Here is a 17,505-nt window from a genome sequence, read left to right as displayed (position 1 = left end):
CTCCATGAAAGGAAGCGATCAAGTGAAAAGAATACCAGTGATTTTCCTCAGGTATATTGTCTTCTTTATTCCAGCAATCATTCTTAGTGTCTTGGTGTGGAACCATTACCAAGATGATTTGTCAGCAGGGAAAGCGACGCAATATGACGTCAAACAAATATTTACATTCGATGAAGGAAAACGAGTGGTGAGTGCTGTATCAAAAAACCAGCAGCTCCATTTTGCAATGTATGATCCTCAATCAGGAAAAAGAATCAGTGAATGGACCACGGAAAGCGATACGTTTAATGAAATGCTGCCATCCATTCAAGGGAACCATCTCTTAGTTGCTTTAAAAAATAAAGACGATCAGCTGTTGATCGAAAAACTGTCTCCAAGCGGAGCAAAGAAAGAACTCGTCAAGCAAAACTTACAGATTCCCTCATTTTTAAAAACGAATACATATCAATGGAATGGACGTCTCGTGTTTACAGGAGAAATGGAAGGCGCTGCTGCGGTCCTCGGTGAGCTAAAGAATGGTCAGTTTCATGTCCACAATCTCAGCGAGCTGAAGCTACCAGCAAGACCTGTTTCCATCGATGTCGTCATGAATTCTTTTAGAGGGCAGACCCCATTCCCTATGTTTGAATTGACTTTGAAAAATGACCAGAAGGCGTATGTCAGCGGAATCTCAAACGAGAAGCATCAGCTTGGGGTCTATGTCTCCAAAAGTGCTGAACCGTTTAGCCTCATTGAAGAAAAAGTCGTGCAGCAACTGAAAAAAACGATCGGATCATCACAAAACGTTGCTGTCGCTGTCGAATCCAACTATCCAAAAAGACCAAGGAAAGTGGATGCAGAGGGAAGGCTTGGGGAAGTCGTCCCAACACCAAAACCGATGTACCAAACCTTTATCTACCAGCTGAATGAAGAAGAAGTTCTTCTTTTAGGCTCTACAGCAAAGGACGAAGCACAAGGCAAGCTGACTGGTTATATTTATAATCATCGCACGAATAAGGCGACGTCTGCCAGCAAGCTTTTTCAGTCGTTGTCATATGAATCTTTACAAAAAGAAGATCTCTCTTTTCATAAAAATGTGAAGAGCGATTGGCTCTATTATTCACTTGGCAACCAATTAACGGGGGCCTTTGAGACGAAAAGCAAACAGCTAAAGGAATTCCCTTTGCAAAAGGTCATCTCAATCGAAAATGCCAGTCCAGCCCACCAAACGTCTGTTGACACCTTTATGCAATATGTCATGAAGGGCGGACCACTTATTCTCAACTGGGCGATATGGCTCTTTATCCCACTGTTGTTATTTGTGCTAGCGATCTTCCTGCCACCGATTTTGAGGCTTGTGAGAAAGAACAAGATAAAAGACAGTGTCACATTAGAAGCCAATATTGTATCAGTCAAAGAAACGGGTACCTACATCAACGAACAGCCGCTGGTCAACATGCAGCTTCAATTTCAATATGATGGGAAAAATATCGAAAAGGCGGTTAAAACGGTTGTATCCTATACTCAGATACCGCAACCGGGTCAGCGTATCGCCATTCTCTACAATCCGAAAAAGAAAAAAGCGATGCTCTTAAAAGAAGGTGACTTCTCGCAGCCAAGCGAGCCAAAATTCATCAAAGGCGCTATTTTAAGAAACATAGAATCATATGGAACCGTAGGACGAGGCACCGTCTTATCACTTACATTTGAAGCAGATCAGAAAAGGTATACCATTCCGATGATTCAAGCCGCTGGTTTTGAGTTTAGAACAGGAGAAAAAGCCGATCTCGTTGACATCAACGGCCAGCTCAAAATGGCAGCCTATGGGCATGAAGTGCGGAATCGATCGGGGAAAGATGTGACGTTAACAGGAACGATCCAACGGGTGAAGCAATATCCAGTCACAATTCATGATCAGAAGCCTATTATGCTGGATGTGACGGTTTCTAGCGGAGATCAATCCATCACAAAAACGGTCAGTCAATTCATACCTGACCATATGGAGGTCGCGCCAGGGACACAAATCACGATGCAGACAAAAAAAGAAGAGTTGAATAGAGAAATGGGACTCATGCAAGAGAAACAAGGAAGTGCAAAAGTGACCGAAGTGTCGTTTGTCGGGGTCATCGGCAATCTTCCGTTAGCGATCATTCAAGTCGAAAGAAATGGTGTGCAGTATGAGATCAAGCAGCCAATTGATCCAATTACTAGCGTATTGCCTGATGATGAATTATGGATAGCGTTTAACGACATGACACGTCAAGCAGCCATTGTGAAATATGCATCGATATAAAAAAGCGTTCCATTATCAGAACGCTTCAACATAAAGACAAAGGGCTAATACGACATTCGTTTTAGCCCTTTTGATTAAGCTTTTGTATCATACTGACGGAGCACCTTATCGTAGGCGAAGTTGCCGAAAGGAATGAATGCCGCAAAGAATCCGGCGATGGACCATTTCAAATGCCAGCGAACTTTAAATGTCACATATGCCAAAATGAGCATATAGATCACAAACAATGCGCCATGAAGAGAGCCCACAATGGTGACCGCCATCGGAATATCCGCAAAATATTTTAGAGGCATGGCAATTAAAAGAAGGGTTAAAAGAGACATACCCTCAATAAAACCCGCCTGTCTCAGACGGCTGATACTTGTATGCATATACAAATCCTCCTGTATAAAAGCTAGTTTCTCATCTTCTAATATAAACGAAAGATCGCCTGAACATGCGATAATCTACGAAAAATTCAAAATATGTTCAACGAATGCTTAAAAAATGGGAAATGACACGCGTTACTTTTCGGTTGTTTCATAGAGTACTTGCTTTAAATGCGCCACATCATGTATTAGGTGGTCTGTCATCGCCTGAACGGCTGCCGCAGCCCGGCGTTCTTTTATTTGAGTGAAAATGGCCGTATGCTCTTTTTGAATCGTCTCAGCCCGAGGCCCGCCGCTAAAATGAAAGATGCGGCAATAATGAATGAGCGCATTCACGTGATTTAATTGTTTAGATAAACGGTGATTGTGACTGGCTTGTATGATTGTTTGATGAAACGCTTCGTTTAACTGAACGATATCCTGAGATGGCAGCTGCTGTTTGATTGCTTCGTCTGCCTTCGTGAGCACCTGTTCAATGTCATCTATCTCTCTATCTGTGGCTTCTTTGCAGGCAAGCTTAACGGCAAGCGTTTCTAAAGCCATTCGGACTTGATAGAGTTCCTCGACATCCCGCTCTGTTAACGTATAGACAGAATAGCCTGATTTAGGATCAGCGATTAAAAGTTCGTCCTTTTCTAAAAGCCGCATGGCTTCTCTCACTGGTGAGCGGCTTACGCCAAATTGTTTGGCAAGCTGCGTTTCATTGATGCGCTCTCCTGGCTGAAACTGGCCATCAAAAATCATTTGCTTCAGCTGTTCATAAAATTGCATGTGATACGGTGCTGGTCTTTCCATCTCGAATGAATTCATCCCATCATTCCCTCTTTTGTACATCATCTTTTGTCTCATGTTATCCAAGTTCTTCCCTCTAGGCAAGCCTGCATCGAAAAGTCAATATCGTACAATCCAAGAGAAAAGGGGTGTGCTACACTTATGATCAGTTCAGCGAAAAGAGGGATCGACATGAACACACAAGAGGAACGAACTGTACATTTTGATCAAGACTTACAAATAGAGGCATATCGCTTTCATGGCATCATGCAAAAGTTCCCGAATCATTTTCATACATATTATGTGATTGGGTTTATTGAAGACGGTCAAAGACGTTTGGTCTGCCAAAATCAAGAATACATCATTGAAAAAGGTGATATCCTTCTTTTTAATCCGTATGATAATCACGCATGTGAACAAATTGATCACAGGACACTTGATTATCGTTGCTTAAATATTGAAGCAGGTGTGCTAGAGAAGGTCTTTCAGCACAAACCGCATTTTAAAACCCCTGTGTTTTCACAAAGTGAACTAACAAAGCCATTATATGATCTACATCAAATGATCACAGAAGAAGCTCCTGCTTTGAATAAACAGGAAACCTTCTATTTCTTTATGAAACAATTGATTGAAGCCTATGCTGATACCTCAGAGGAAAAAGCATCAGCCACACGTGCCAACGAACAAAAAGTCCGAGACGTACAGCAATATATTGAAACACATCTCACGGAAAATATATCGTTAGATGACTTAGGTGAGCTTGTGTCCATGAACAAATATTCATTGCTGCGTGCTTTTACAAAGTTCAGAGGAATTACGCCGTATCGTTATTTACAGACAATCAGGGTGAACTATGCGAAGGAACTTCTCGCCCAAGGAGTGAAGCCTGTAGATGCGGCTGCCTCCGCTGGATTTTCTGATCAAAGTCATTTGAGTCATTTCTTTTCAGAATTTATTGGGCTCACGCCAGGGCAGTATCAGCAAATTTTTGTAAAGCAGGTAACAGCTGATGATAAATAAACAGCTGCTCGGTCATTTAGCGGCCATGTTCACCATTTTTTTATGGGGATCTACCTTTATCTCTACCAAAATATTATTAACGGCTTTTTCTCCAACAGAGATTTTATTTTTCCGTTTTTTTATAGGGTACTTGGCTCTGATGATCATCTATCCGTTTACGATGAAGGTGCAAAGCAAAAAGCATGAAGGGATGTTTGCGCTGGCAGGTTTATGCGGTGTGGTCTTATATTACTTTTTAGAAAATGTCGCACTTACTTATACGTTCGCTTCGAATGCAGGTGTCATCAGCTCCGTTGTCCCATGCTTCTCTTTTTTATTGGCTTATTTTTTATTAAAAGATGAGCCGCTGCACAGCCGGTTTTTCATAGGCTTTTTCATCGCGATGACGGGAATCGTGCTGATTAGCATGAATGGAATGACGACGTTTCAATTGAATCCACTCGGTGATGCCTTAGCATTAACAGCAACCATCGTCTGGGCATTCTATTCCATTTTATCGAAGATGATCAACCAATATGGCTACCATATCATTCAGGTAACAAGGCGTGTCTTCTTTTACGGACTGCTATGGATGATTCCACTGATCTGGCATTTTAAGGTTCGTTTAGACTGGGAGCGGTTGACCAATCCATCGTTTGCCTTCCACTTGCTGTTTTTAGGCGTCTTTGCATCTGCTATTTGTTTTCTGACATGGAGCTTTTCCGTGAAGACGATCGGAGTGGTGAAATCAAGTGTGTATATTTATGGAGTGCCTATTATCACGATGATCATTTCAATGATCGTTCTTCACGAGAGCTTGACCTTCATGTCTGGGCTTGGAACAGCACTGACCTTAGGAGGTTTGCTGCTTTCAGATAAAAAAAGTGCGGGAAGAAAGAAACAGAAGCCCCATGTGCTGATGCAGGATAAAAAGGCGCTTTGATCAAAAAAAGCGTCTTTTGTCCATTGTAAGAACACGCACTATTTAGTAAACTCAAATGAAACGGTCGACGGTCGACCGATAACAAAGGGGGAAAAATCAATGAAGCATGTTTCAATTGCAGCGATACCAGGTGACGGGGTTGGAAAGGAAGTTGTGCCTGAAGCTATTCGAGTTTTGAAAGCGGTATCAGATGTGCATGGCGGTCTGTCTTTCACCTTTCAGGACTTTCCGTGGAGCTGTGAGTATTATTTAGAGCATGGCGAAATGATGCCAAAGGATGGATTGGAACAACTAAAAGCCTTTGACAGCATTTTCTTAGGAGCAGTCGGAGATGCCAATTTAGTGCCGGATCATGTATCACTTTGGGGATTGCTCATTAAAATTAGACGTGAATTTGAGCAAGTGATAAACGTCAGACCTGCAAAACAGCTGAGCGGCATTCGCTCACCGCTTGCTCAGCCAAAGGATTTCGACCTTCTAGTTGTCAGAGAAAACGGTGAAGGTGAATATAGTGAAATTGGAGGCCGTATTTATCAAGGAGAAGATCAGCTTGCTGTTCAAAATGCAGTGTTCTCAAGAAAAGGGACAGAGCGTGCGATGCGTTTTGCCTTTCAATTAGCAGAAAAAAGGCGAAAGCATGTGACGAGTGCAACGAAATCGAATGGGATCGTTCATACCATGCCTTTTTGGGATGAAGTGTTTCAAGACGTAGCAAAGGATTATCCAGAGGTGACAGCAGACTCACAGCACATTGATGCACTCTCAGCCTTCTTTGTAACTAGACCTGAGAAATTTGATGTAGTTGTTGCCAGTAACTTGTTTGGTGATATTTTGACAGACCTTGGGGCAGCCATTATGGGAAGTATTGGCGTAGCGCCTGCCGCCAACATCAATGTAAATGGCAAATACCCATCCATGTTTGAACCAGTACACGGCTCAGCTCCAGACATTGCTGGAAAAGGAATTGCCAATCCGATCGGTCAAATCTGGACCGCTAAATTGATGCTGGATCATTTCGGAGAGGAAGAACTGGGCACCCATCTGCTCGAAACCATCGAATTAGTCACAGCAGATGGCTTTTTAACAGCAGACATCGGCGGCGCCTATCAAACGCAAGAAGTCACGAATGAAATCATCAAACGATTGAAGAAATAACGTATTAATTATAAATATAGGCAAGTAGTATCTATAATTCGCCTTTTGATTTTATTTTTTTGAAAGTGTGTTATATAGAGTGTTATATAGTAACCAAGCGTTTTTATCTCCTGCATAGAAAAAATATTTTTTGCTTTGTATATCTTCATTTTTATAACAAATACCTAAGTGAATACATTCACTTAAAATTTTCGAGGATTTTTTCTTAGCTAGATTTTTCTTCAAATCCAAAAAGAAATTTGTAACTAAAAGTGAAACGATGTAAGGTGTAAATAAAATTGTAGCGAGATTAATAAGATTAGCTTTTGAAAAATTCTTTATATATATATTTATCTCATCGAAGTATATTTTTTCTTTTTCTACTAATTTCAATGCAACTTGTTTTTGTTCTAATAATGAAGGCCCAGAGAAACTAATACTCACATGGAAAAAAATAGATATAGTTACTAATGAAATGACAATATTACTTAATTTAAGTACATTGCTTAATTGATCCAGTTGATATGGTGGGTGAAATATAATAATTATTAAAAGAAATATTACAGAATATATAGTTATTATAATAAAAACAAAAATATATTTCTCATTAAGAATATAAGAAACAATAATAAGGTTTTCATTTTTGAAAGTTGATATGAATTTCATAAGGTGATTATATGCATTATTGTTTGTGGAAAATGAAAAAAGAGTTATAACAAACGTTAAAACTGAAAGGATTAAAAAAATCAAACCGAAAAATCCGAAAAATGTAGTGCTAATAATCCCTAAAAATCTAATATAAAAATTATTGTGATATATTGATAAACCGATTAGAATTAAGCAAAAACTAAAAGAAAGCAAAGAAATTCCATGGATACTATTCCAAAAATGATAGAATATATTGAAATTCAAACCAATGGTTATTTCTACTAAAATAAAAATTATAGATATTAACATTATAATTTGACCTCGGATTTGACGGTCTACTTTAAAGTTCTCATCAGTAATATCTAGGTGCTTAAGTTTAACTGTTGATATATAGAGAGATATGGTTTTTAAAATCCAAAATAATGGGATGAGAAAAAATGATAGTTTAAATATCATAATATGTATGGAACTAAGTAAACTTATCAAAATATAATAGACTAAAGATAAATTCAAACCTTGTTTTATACTAACTTTAGTGATATAGGTCCAAACAGTTTGCATTCGTTCTCCTTAATTTTTTCTTTTTATACTAATAATAACATTTGTGAAGGTGTGTACCAATAACTATATAGGACAATCTAAAACGAAATCATCAAACGATTGAAGAAATAATCCGTCATTAGAACCGCATCTCCACGTCTGCTATAATAAAAGGATGGATAGAAGAAAGAGATGTGAAATTTCGTGTCAAAAACAGTTGTATTAGCAGAGAAACCTTCAGTAGGACGTGACTTAGCGCGTGTGCTGAAGTGTCATAAAAAAGGAAATGGTTTTTTAGAAGGAGATCAATACATTGTCACGTGGGCGCTTGGCCATTTGGTGACACTGGCTGATCCAGAAGGCTACGGGAAAGAATTTCAATCCTGGCGCCTAGAGGATTTACCCATTATTCCAGAACCACTCAAGCTTGTCGTGATGAAAAAGACAGGGAAGCAGTTCCAAGCGGTCAAAGCGCAGCTGGCGAGAAAAGATGTAAAAGACATTGTCATCGCAACAGATGCTGGACGTGAAGGGGAGCTTGTGGCAAGGTGGATTCTTGAAAAAGCGCATGTGAAAAAGCCTCTAAAACGTTTATGGATTTCGTCTGTTACAGACAAAGCTATTCAAGAAGGGTTCAAACGATTAAAAGACGGCAGAGAGTATGATAACTTGTATCGCTCGGCGGTTGCGCGTGCAGAGGCAGACTGGATTGTCGGCATCAACGCAACAAGAGCGCTGACAACGAAGTTCAATGCACAGCTTTCCTGCGGACGGGTGCAAACACCAACGGTCGCCATGATCGCCAAACGAGAAGAAGACATTCAGCAATTCCAGCCGAAGCCGTTCTTTGGTCTGACTGCACAAGTAGACGGACTGACGCTGACTTGGCAGGATGCAAAGACAAAACAAAACCGTACATTCCAAGAGGATGTAGTGAAGGAGCGCTTGGCAGCCTGTAAAGGAAAACCTGCAGTAATTGATGCACTGAAAAAAACAGCGAAAAAAGCCTTTGCTCCAGGATTGTATGACTTGACAGAGCTGCAGCGTGATGCCCATAAACGCTACGGTTTTTCAGCAAAAGAAACACTGTCTACACTTCAGCGTCTGTATGAGCAGCATAAGCTCGTCACATACCCGCGTACGGATTCACGTTTCATTTCGGCAGATATCGTGCCTACATTAAAAGATCGACTCAAAGGAATGAACGTTAGACCTTACGCGCAGCATGTGAATCGCATTTTACAATCAGGCATTAAAGCGCATAAAGGTTTTGTCAACGACGCCAAAGTGTCAGATCACCATGCGATCATTCCAACCGAGGAAGAGCTGTATCCAGGTGCATTAAGCGATAAAGAGCGTAAATTATATGACCTGATTGCCAAGCGATTCCTCGCTGTACTGATGACCCCCTTTGAATATGAGGAAACAACAGTGATCGCCAAGATCGGCAGTGAGACATTCACAGCGAAAGGGAAAATTGTGCAATCAGCCGGTTGGAAAGCCGTGTACGATGATTCCTATGAAGACGAGGAATCAGCCGAAGCAGATCAGCACTTGCCGGCATTAACAGAGGGGCAGTCACTTGACGTACGCCAATTAAAAGAGACAAAAGGCGAAACGAAACCTCCTGCTCGTTTTAACGAAGCGACCCTTTTATCTGCCATGGAGAACCCGTCTGCATTTATGGAGAACAAGGAAAAAGACTTAGTGAAAACCCTTGGCGAAACGGGTGGATTGGGGACAGTGGCCACAAGAGCTGATATCATTGAGAAACTGTTTAACAGCTTCTTAATTGAGAAAAAAGGCAAAGACATCTTCATCACATCGAAAGGGAAGCAGCTTCTTTCTTTAGTACCTGAAGATTTAAAGTCACCTGCGTTAACAGCGGAATGGGAACAAAAGCTTTCTAAAATTGCGAAAGGCCAATTGAAAGCTTCTCAATTCATGAGTGAAATGAAGTCATATGCAAAACAAGCCGTATCTGAAATCAAACAAACGAACCAAACCTTTAAGCATGACAACATGACAGGCACACATTGTCCTGACTGTGGAAAACTCATGTTAAAAGTGAACGGGAAAAACGGCACCATGCTTGTTTGTCAGGATAGAGAATGCGGACATCGAAAAAATGTGGCAAAGAAAACAAATGCACGCTGCCCGAACTGTCATAAAAAGCTTGAGCTGCGCGGAGAAGGCGATGGTAAAATATTTGCCTGTGTTTGTGGTCATAGAGAGAAACTGTCTGTTTTCGAAAAACGCAAATCACAATCCAATCAAAAACGAGCCAGTAAGCACGATGTGTCCAAATATATGAAGAAACAAAAGAAAGTGGAAGAACCAATCAATAACGCACTTGCAGAACAATTGAAGAAACTAAAATTAGATCAATAGTTGTGTAAAAACCCATGTGAATTCGCATGGGTTTTTTGTTTTTTAGAGTATTTTGACATGTTGTTTTTCTGTAAATGGGAATATGTAAGCGAAAAGACTCGTAATTTGGCATAAAATATTTATTTTCATTTAAACAGAAACGCTCTATAATAAATCGTTAGATGCTTAGAGAGAACAAGGATTGAAAGGGGACACGAATGGATACACCCATATATCGTACAGCTATCGCTATACTCATTGTCATTCTACTAGGCGGATGTACCTGGAAACAGCAGCAACATTCAACTCAACCAGAACCTGCAAAGCCAGTATTGTCAGGAGAGTACTTTATGACTCACCACTTAATGACAGACCAAGGTATGATTCGAACCTCGCTTGCGGAACAGCCTACTTACTTATCAGAATCGCTCGGACTTTGGATGGATTATCTTGTTAGAAAAAAAGATCAAACATCTTTTGATCAACAAGTAGACGTCCTGCGCACTCAATTCTTACTGGAACATGATCTTCTTAGCTGGCAAATCGAATCTCATCAAAAAAGCAAAGTCAATGCTTTAGTTGATGACTTACGTGTAGTAACAGCGCTTCAAAAAGCAGATCAATTGTGGCAGAAGTCAGTGTATCAAACCACAGCCAAAAAAATCGCAAAAGCGTTAAAAGACAAAAACATGTTCAAGGGTATGTTGACCGACTATTATGATGCATCGACAAAGCAAACTTCACATACAATCACACTTTCATATCTTGACCCAAAAGCAATCAAAGAACTAGTATCCCTCCACCTATTCACAGAACAAATGATGAACAACCAATTGGCCATTCTACAAAATGCACCGAGACAAAAAGGTTTTTTTCCAAAATCCTATGACATAGCGAAGAAAGTCTACTCATTTGATCAGGAAATCAACTTGATCGATCAGCTTTATACGGCTCTTCATGCCGAACGTGCACAGGTTGATACATCAGTCATCATGAAATGGCTGAAAACCAACTTCCAAAAGGAAGGAAAACTGTATGGACGATATAAACTGAGCACATTACAGCCAGCAGTGACGTATGAATCGCCTTCAGTCTATGCATTGGTGATCTTATATGCACTCAAACAAGGAGAAGATGATTTTGCAAAAGACGTCTATCACCGAATGAAAGAGCTGCAAATCCAAGATCCTCTCAAGCCTTATTACGGAGGCTATATGAACGAAAAAGATACACACTCATTTGATAATTTATTGCCTCTAATTGCAGAAAGGGAGCTTCTAAATGAAAAGGTTATTCAGTAACACCTATCGCACGTATTATACGCTGCTCCTCACGTTTGCGGGACTCATTTTATTTATGGGCTACTTGAATGGACGTGATGCGGAGAGTGTCATGATCATCACACTCACATTTGTCGTGATAGGATGCGGTATTTTATTTGGTATTTTGCCAGCATTGGTTTTTACTTTGTTGATTTTGTTCTTTATAGGAAGCGGGATGTTCTTTACAGAGCTCGGTCACACAAATTCACTCTTTTCTCATCAAACGTTGCAAGATGTCGTGATATGGGGCGTGGCGCTTCTCTTTTTTGCTATTTCTGCTGGAAACGTGCATGAGCGAATAAAAACGATGCGTCACACCATTGACCAACAAAAGAGGGCCATCAAACAATTTGTAGCGATTGACTCAACCACAGGCTTTGACAATGCAGAGCGGATGAGGCTCGAGTTATCTGAGGAAATGAAACGAGCAGAACGATACAAACAGCCATTCGTCTTTATCCTTCTTCATATGCACTACTCAGCGGAATTCAAAACATTATATGGAGAAAAAGAAATGCAGCATCTTTTCCAGCAACTCAGTATGAAGATTCGCGAAAGTGTGAGAGAAACCGATAAGAAATTTCGATTATCCGAAGAACGAATCGGGCTGCTGCTCACTCACACACCTGCAGAAAACGTCTCGATCGTTCTTGAAAAGCTAAAGGATAAACTGCAAACGCATGTCCTGCTAAATGGTCGTGAAGTGACCTTAACTTTTCATGTCTGTCATTTAACAAGCAGCTCGGACTATCGGACACCAGAGCAATTTTTAGAAGAACTAGAAAACGAGATGATGATGAATGAACTTTAATGTTTTGACGAAATGTTGTTTGTTAATCGTTCTTTTTTCTATGCTTTCGATCAAAGATAGTACATCAGCCGGTGCACTTGAGAAAGAGCCAAGTACCCTTATTATCTATTCCACACAATCAGGTGAGACAACGCCAACTGTTCATATGCTTGATGTACTTGTGGGGCATTTTTCCACACGAACGACCATTTTATCTGATGAACAAATCACTGAAAAGAACCTCAATGACTCTCAGCTAGTTATCTATATAGGTGAAGAAAAGAGAACGTTGAAAGCACAAACCATTCGTCACATAAACGAATCAAAACGCTTAATTGCAATAGGATACAATGCGGAACAGCTTCGCCCATTCTCCAAGCTTACTTTTCACAAACAAGATCACATCAGTCAAATCAAAGATACTGATGATCAAGAATACCGTCAGCTAGAGAGAGGAATCACAGCTCAGGCGGTTCAAGGGACAGATCTGCAACGTAAATTCTTATTGAAGAAAAATCAAGCTGAACAGCCATTTGTGATTCAAACAAAAGAAGGTGCGGCATATGTCGGAATGCTAAATATCCTTCAGCACGACAAGCTGCTTGCAGAGGTGCTGGAAAGTCTCCTGCCGGCTTCTAATCAAACGACGACAAAGTACTTACAGATTGGGAAGATTAACCCCGTCACGGATGAGAAGAAGTTACTTGAACTTGGACGATACGTAACAGCTCGCCATATCCCTTTTCTGCTGGCGGTGACCCCTATATGGATTGATCCAGCAACAGGGGATGAAGTGACGCTGAGTGACCGGCCTAAACTTGTCCACGTGTTAACACAATTGCAAAGCAATGGAGCTAGTGTCGTTCTTCATGGGTTTAGCCGTACGTATCGAACGGAGGAGTCGGGTAAAGGTTTTGAATTCTGGGATGTAAAGTACAATCAGCCCGTTACGTCAAATGAACCAGAGAAAGCTGATCAGCAGCTGAACAAAAGCTTTTTTCCAAATGAAAAAGATTTTAATGCGTATATCACATCCAATCAATATCAAGAAGCCATCTATACAGAAGAAAAGCTGACAAAAGGCATTGAACTGCTCGCGCAGCAGGGATTATATCCGATTGCATTTGAAGTGCCAAATGACGCCATTTCCCTGCAAGGCTATGAAGTGATTTCCCGCCATGTGTCCAGTCTATTTGGACAGGTGCAGCTCTCAGACCGTACATGGAAAACAAGAAGTGCATCACCGTTTTTGACGACACCCGCCATGCTTCATGGCATGACTTTATATCCTGAACAGTCTATAGATACAGCGTCTGACCAAGAAGGTGCAAACATACTGACTGAGCAGACAATTCAATCCATGCAACATATCCAATCCGCCGCCATTGGGCTGTCCTATGATGTGGAAGCGGGGATAGATGGGCTGCAAGATGTAATCACACAAATGGATGCGATCCCTTCTAGTGAATGGCTAGATTTAAAGAAAACAAAACAGACTGTTCAAACTCAGAATGTCCAGATCAAAACAGCAGGAAATGGTCATATTCAAATAGAGCAATCCAATATAGCTGAACCAAAAACACACAAACGAAGCGGGATGGAAAATATGCTTCGAATACTCACAATGGTGGTGCTGCTCTTTATTGTGGCATTTGCTTTTTACACATTGTATTTAAGGCTGACCATGAAAAAACGGATCTTTAAGGAGAGAAAATCAGGTGGCTGATATCTTATTTTACCTATCATTAATACTGATTTGGATCATGCTCCTATATCATATGTTTCTGATGCAGGGAGGCTTTCAGCACTATTTAACTTACGAAAAAGTGCTGCCTAAATGGACGAAACAAGGGAAAGATCTGCCGACCGTCAGCATTCTCATTCCAGCACATAATGAAGAAGTGGTCATTCGGCAGACGCTAAAAGCCATGGTCCAGTTATCCTATCCCAAACACCTTCTTGAAATCATTGTGATTAATGACAATTCCTCTGATTGTACAGGGGAGATTGTGCAATCATTTAGTGAGCAATACGATCATGTTCATATGATTGAAACAAAACCGCCATTTGCAGGGAAGGGGAAATCTACTGCACTGAATGAAGGCTTGAAGGCTTCGACAGGAGACGTTATTTGTGTATACGATGCAGATAATATGCCTGAAAAGAAAGCCGTCTACCATTTGGTTCTTGGATTATTGAATGATCCTAAAGCAGGTGCTGTTGTCGGGAAATTCAGGGTCATCAATGCAGCCAAAAACCTCCTGACAAAATTCATTAACATAGAAACGATCTGCTTCCAGTGGATGGCGCAAGGCGGGAGATGGAAATGGTTTGGCATTGCGACGATACCAGGCACCAACTTTGCGATCCGCCGGCACATTTTAGAAGAGCTTGGCGGCTGGGATGTCCATGCACTAGCTGAAGACACTGAATTAACGATTCGTGTGTATAATCTGGGCTATGTGATTCGGTTCTTTCCTGCTGCGATTACATGGGAACAAGAGCCTGAAACATGGAAAGTCTGGTGGCGGCAGAGAACACGCTGGGCTAGAGGCAACCAATATGTTGTGCTCAAATTTTTAAGACAGTTTATGAAATTAAAACGAAAACGAATGATTTTCGATTTATTTTATTTTTTCTTTACGTATTTCTTATTTTTCTTTGGTGTACTGCTCTCCAATGGCATTTTTATCGTAAACTTATTCGTTGATCTTCACTTATCTGTGGGAGCTGTGGCACTCATTCTATGGGGTTTAGCCTTCTTCCTCTTTTTAACAGAAGTGATGATTACGTTAAGCATAGAGAAAACAGAGCTGACCAAACAAAACATTCTCATTGTGACTCTCATGTACTTTACCTATTCCCAAGTATGGATTGCGCTTGTTGTGTACTCCTTATGTGTAGAGGCGAAAAGCCGATTATTGAAACAAGAAGTGAAATGGTACAAAACCGAGCGTTACAATCAACAACAAAAGAAAAGCGGGTGACATATTGAAATCGTTAAAATGGTTGATTTATATATTAGGATTATCCTTAGCGATCCAGCCTTTTTTCATGGCAGGTCAAGCAATGGCGCAATCCAACCGAGTTCAAGTCCAAGATGATTGGGTTCAACCTTCAAAAGAAAGCAAAACAAAAACGCAGCATCTATCAGAAGACGTAGTGACCTTATATGGACAAGAAGACCGCACTGAATTTACCTATCAAGTGGATCAGGAAAAAACAGAGTCAAGCACATTGACGTTAAATATAGAGGCTTCACCATTATTGATTTCACCTTCTTCATTCACTGTTATGATTGACGGAGAGATCGAAAAGACCATCCCTGTATCAGGGAAAAACCAGAAGAAGTCGATTCAAATCAAGTTGAACAAATCACAATTGAAAAAAGGTACTCACCGCATTCAGGTCACATTTTATGGTGTCTTAAAAGAAGGCGTGTGTATCAACCAAGAGACACCTGCTAATTGGCTAAAAGTGTATCCTGAAAGTGAACTTGTATTCAAAGGAATTCAAAAGAAAGACCTCGCATTAGACAACTTTCCATCACCTTTTATTCAAACGGGTGATCAGAAAGAACAGACAGACATTGTCATTCCTAATTCACCGGATGCAGCTGAATTAGAAGCAGCCATCAAAGTATACCGTACGTTGAAAAACAAAGATCGCCAAAAAGAGATCAAACTTATCCAAGAAAAAGACATCAAGCAAGTGACGCACCCAACGATTGCTGTGGGAGCTAAAGGAAGCTGGGATGGACGATTGAAAACGATTGAACAAGCTGCAGGAATTAAAACAAAAAGCAGTCATCTTACGTTAGCGATGAGAACTTTGACAGCAAAGAAAACAGAACAGCCCATTTTATTTGTGACAGCGGAAAAACCTGTGACAATTGCTGAAAAAATCAATGTTCTGACTCAGTCAGAATTAACGGGTCAACTGACTGGAACGGACTTACTGATTCAAAAGACTGCAGCCCAAACGTCTAAACCATCTCACAAGATTCGTTTGAAAGATTTTGGCGGAGATGATGTCACGGTTGGGACCAACAAGACGGCATCCGACCACTACTATTATCCGAAAGCGCTACTGGCTAACCAAAAATCTGGTGCAAAGCTCAATCTTTCATTCAAAAAATCTGATACAGCAGCAAGCAAAACAGAACGGTTAACTGTTATGATCAATGACGAACCGCACGACGTACCCTTAACAAAACTAGGCAACAAAGATACGAATGGATTCTATCATGTCTCGATTCCAGTAGATTCAAAGATACTTCAAAAAAATGAATATATTGATTTGCAATTTGTCACAAGTGGTTTTAAAAACATGGAATCCTGCAGACATACGGATGAAGAAGGCTGGATATTCATTGACAAAAATAGTTCTCTTCAAATACCAGAAGGAACAATGAGTGAAAAGCCAGATTTAGCCGCATGGCCGCTCCCGTTCAGTTCGAAAAATACATTGATCATCATACCAGATCAAATCAAACGTGAAACAATCAATCAAATGACCATGTTGACGGAATCTTTTAGTCAGCCAGAAGTAGCTCAATATCATTTAATGAAAGCATCTCAAGTGACAAATGAACAATTGAAAAATCACCCTCTCATTTTCATCGGAGGCATTCAAACATTCTCTCTTCTGAAAGAAAATGCAGCCGATCTCGTTGTTCCGGTGAAAAAGGATCAGTATGATGTATCTTCTTTCGGAATGATCAACGAAACAACGGCCCGAATTGTATGGACGCAGCCATCTGTTTGGAATAAAGAACAGACAATGACAGTCTTTTCAGGAATGACTGCAGCTGAAGCTAACGTGTCAAATGAAGTGATGCAATTTCTTCAAACAAATACAGAAAAAGCAACAGTTGCAATAGAGAGTAAAAACAAAGGCGTGTTTTCTAATCATCAATCCGTCAGCAGCACATCGAGCAGTCTGAAAACAAGTGAAAAACAAAGCAGCAGCGAGTCTTGGATTTACTTTGCGTGTATCGCTGCACTCATCCTTTTTGTGCTTGTGATGATTGTCTATTTCGTACGAAAAAACCGTAAAAAGACTGAGTTCTAAACGATCAAAAGACCTTGAAAAAATCTCTTTACTTTGGTGTCAAACGGGAGTATGATCTCTTTTATAAAAGACCAATCGCTGAATCATTTCGATGAGCGGGGGAACCAATTGTGGTGGTATAAAACACCACGTGGGGTGAATCCTTTTAAGGTAGGGCAAAATCTCATGCGCCCGAATCCGTCAGCTAACCTCGTAAGCGTTAAAGAGAGCAAAGACCAACCTGTGATCTAAACAATAGGCACAGGGGCATTCTATTGCCTCTGTGTCTTTTTGGC

Annotated in this window: 13 protein-coding genes and 1 riboswitch; of the genes, 10 read left to right on the top strand and 3 right to left on the bottom strand. The window is 40.5% G+C overall.

From position 1 onward, the window contains the following. Positions 1-22 precede the first annotated feature (22 nt). Positions 23-2,272, top strand: a complete 2,250-nt coding sequence (locus tag ACSBQP_RS14315) for a hypothetical protein (RefSeq protein ID WP_435028520.1) — start codon at positions 23-25, stop codon at positions 2,270-2,272. A gap of 74 nt (positions 2,273-2,346) precedes the next feature. Here the strand turns inward: ACSBQP_RS14315 and ACSBQP_RS14310 are convergent, their stop codons facing one another. Then, on the bottom strand, positions 2,347-2,643 hold the full coding sequence (locus ACSBQP_RS14310) for a DUF3817 domain-containing protein (protein ID WP_008347156.1): 297 nt from the start codon (positions 2,641-2,643) through the stop codon (positions 2,347-2,349). Between the two features lie 132 nt (positions 2,644-2,775). Then, entirely contained in the window at positions 2,776-3,450 is a 675-nt protein-coding gene (locus tag ACSBQP_RS14305) for a GntR family transcriptional regulator (RefSeq protein ID WP_050827671.1), read from the bottom strand. Positions 3,451-3,603: 153 nt separating this feature from the next. Between ACSBQP_RS14305 and ACSBQP_RS14300 the strand changes: the two genes are divergently transcribed. From ACSBQP_RS14300 to ACSBQP_RS14290, 3 genes are all read left to right on the top strand, one after another. Continuing rightward, positions 3,604-4,431, top strand: coding sequence for an AraC family ligand binding domain-containing protein (locus ACSBQP_RS14300; protein ID WP_435028519.1), 828 nt, complete (start codon positions 3,604-3,606; stop codon positions 4,429-4,431). Then, on the top strand, positions 4,421-5,353 hold the full coding sequence (locus ACSBQP_RS14295; protein WP_098680871.1) for a DMT family transporter: 933 nt from the start codon (positions 4,421-4,423) through the stop codon (positions 5,351-5,353). Before ACSBQP_RS14300 ends, ACSBQP_RS14295 begins: the two co-directional genes overlap by 11 nt. A 99-nt stretch (positions 5,354-5,452) precedes the next feature. Beyond that, positions 5,453-6,508: a tartrate dehydrogenase gene (locus tag ACSBQP_RS14290; RefSeq protein ID WP_435028518.1), complete on the top strand. Its 1,056-nt coding sequence runs from the start codon at positions 5,453-5,455 to the stop codon at positions 6,506-6,508. Positions 6,509-6,559: 51 nt separating this feature from the next. Here ACSBQP_RS14290 and ACSBQP_RS14285 read toward each other — a convergent pair whose 3' ends face one another. Further along, positions 6,560-7,696 (bottom strand): hypothetical protein, encoded by a 1,137-nt coding sequence (locus tag ACSBQP_RS14285; RefSeq protein WP_035390410.1) that lies wholly within the window; start codon positions 7,694-7,696, stop codon positions 6,560-6,562. Between the two features lie 183 nt (positions 7,697-7,879). Here ACSBQP_RS14285 and topB point away from each other — a divergent pair, with 183 nt between their 5' ends. The 6 genes from topB (at position 7,880) to ACSBQP_RS14255 (ending at position 17,230) form a co-directional block, all read left to right on the top strand. Further along, positions 7,880-10,066, top strand: a complete 2,187-nt coding sequence (gene topB, locus ACSBQP_RS14280; protein ID WP_035390408.1) for a DNA topoisomerase III — start codon at positions 7,880-7,882, stop codon at positions 10,064-10,066. Between the two features lie 197 nt (positions 10,067-10,263). Next, positions 10,264-11,346, top strand: coding sequence for a glycosyl hydrolase family 8 (locus tag ACSBQP_RS14275; protein ID WP_435028517.1), 1,083 nt, complete (start codon positions 10,264-10,266; stop codon positions 11,344-11,346). After that, the gene (locus ACSBQP_RS14270) at positions 11,327-12,178 is read left to right on the top strand and encodes a GGDEF domain-containing protein (protein WP_046527399.1); all 852 of its coding nucleotides are present in this window, start codon (positions 11,327-11,329) and stop codon (positions 12,176-12,178) included. Before ACSBQP_RS14275 ends, ACSBQP_RS14270 begins: the two co-directional genes overlap by 20 nt. After that, positions 12,168-13,883, top strand: a complete 1,716-nt coding sequence (locus ACSBQP_RS14265) for a DUF2334 domain-containing protein (RefSeq protein ID WP_435028516.1) — start codon at positions 12,168-12,170, stop codon at positions 13,881-13,883. The genes ACSBQP_RS14270 and ACSBQP_RS14265 overlap by 11 nt, the downstream gene beginning before the upstream one ends. A gap of 37 nt (positions 13,884-13,920) precedes the next feature. Then, the gene (locus tag ACSBQP_RS14260; RefSeq protein WP_435028595.1) at positions 13,921-15,144 is read left to right on the top strand and encodes a glycosyltransferase family 2 protein; all 1,224 of its coding nucleotides are present in this window, start codon (positions 13,921-13,923) and stop codon (positions 15,142-15,144) included. Positions 15,145-15,148: 4 nt separating this feature from the next. Then, positions 15,149-17,230 (top strand): cellulose biosynthesis cyclic di-GMP-binding regulatory protein BcsB, encoded by a 2,082-nt coding sequence (locus ACSBQP_RS14255; RefSeq protein WP_191219169.1) that lies wholly within the window; start codon positions 15,149-15,151, stop codon positions 17,228-17,230. Between the two features lie 66 nt (positions 17,231-17,296). Next, positions 17,297-17,444, top strand: a riboswitch (cyclic di-AMP (ydaO/yuaA leader). Positions 17,445-17,505 lie beyond the last annotated feature (61 nt).

The organism is Bacillus sp. G402 (assembly GCF_051172515.1).
In the GTDB taxonomy this organism is placed as follows: Bacteria; Bacillota; Bacilli; order Bacillales; family Bacillaceae; genus Bacillus; species Bacillus altitudinis.
The sequence above is the reverse complement of the archived record's forward strand: the minus strand, read 5'-3'. Positions and strand labels throughout refer to the sequence as shown.

What these genes read in the sequence shown, in the direction of transcription:
- ACSBQP_RS14310 (WP_008347156.1), bottom strand. Translation starts at nt 2,643, where the DNA reads ATGCATACAAGTATCAGCCGTCTGAGACAGGCGGGTTTTATTGAGGGT.
- ACSBQP_RS14305 (WP_050827671.1), bottom strand. Translation starts at nt 3,450, where the DNA reads ATGAATTCATTCGAGATGGAAAGACCAGCACCGTATCACATGCAATTT.
- ACSBQP_RS14300 (WP_435028519.1), top strand. Translation starts at nt 3,604, where the DNA reads ATGAACACACAAGAGGAACGAACTGTACATTTTGATCAAGACTTACAA.
- ACSBQP_RS14295 (WP_098680871.1), top strand. Translation starts at nt 4,421, where the DNA reads ATGATAAATAAACAGCTGCTCGGTCATTTAGCGGCCATGTTCACCATT.
- ACSBQP_RS14290 (WP_435028518.1), top strand. Translation starts at nt 5,453, where the DNA reads ATGAAGCATGTTTCAATTGCAGCGATACCAGGTGACGGGGTTGGAAAG.
- ACSBQP_RS14285 (WP_035390410.1), bottom strand. Translation starts at nt 7,696, where the DNA reads ATGCAAACTGTTTGGACCTATATCACTAAAGTTAGTATAAAACAAGGT.
- ACSBQP_RS14275 (WP_435028517.1), top strand. Translation starts at nt 10,264, where the DNA reads ATGGATACACCCATATATCGTACAGCTATCGCTATACTCATTGTCATT.
- ACSBQP_RS14270 (WP_046527399.1), top strand. Translation starts at nt 11,327, where the DNA reads ATGAAAAGGTTATTCAGTAACACCTATCGCACGTATTATACGCTGCTC.
- ACSBQP_RS14265 (WP_435028516.1), top strand. Translation starts at nt 12,168, where the DNA reads ATGAACTTTAATGTTTTGACGAAATGTTGTTTGTTAATCGTTCTTTTT.
- ACSBQP_RS14260 (WP_435028595.1), top strand. Translation starts at nt 13,921, where the DNA reads ATGCTCCTATATCATATGTTTCTGATGCAGGGAGGCTTTCAGCACTAT.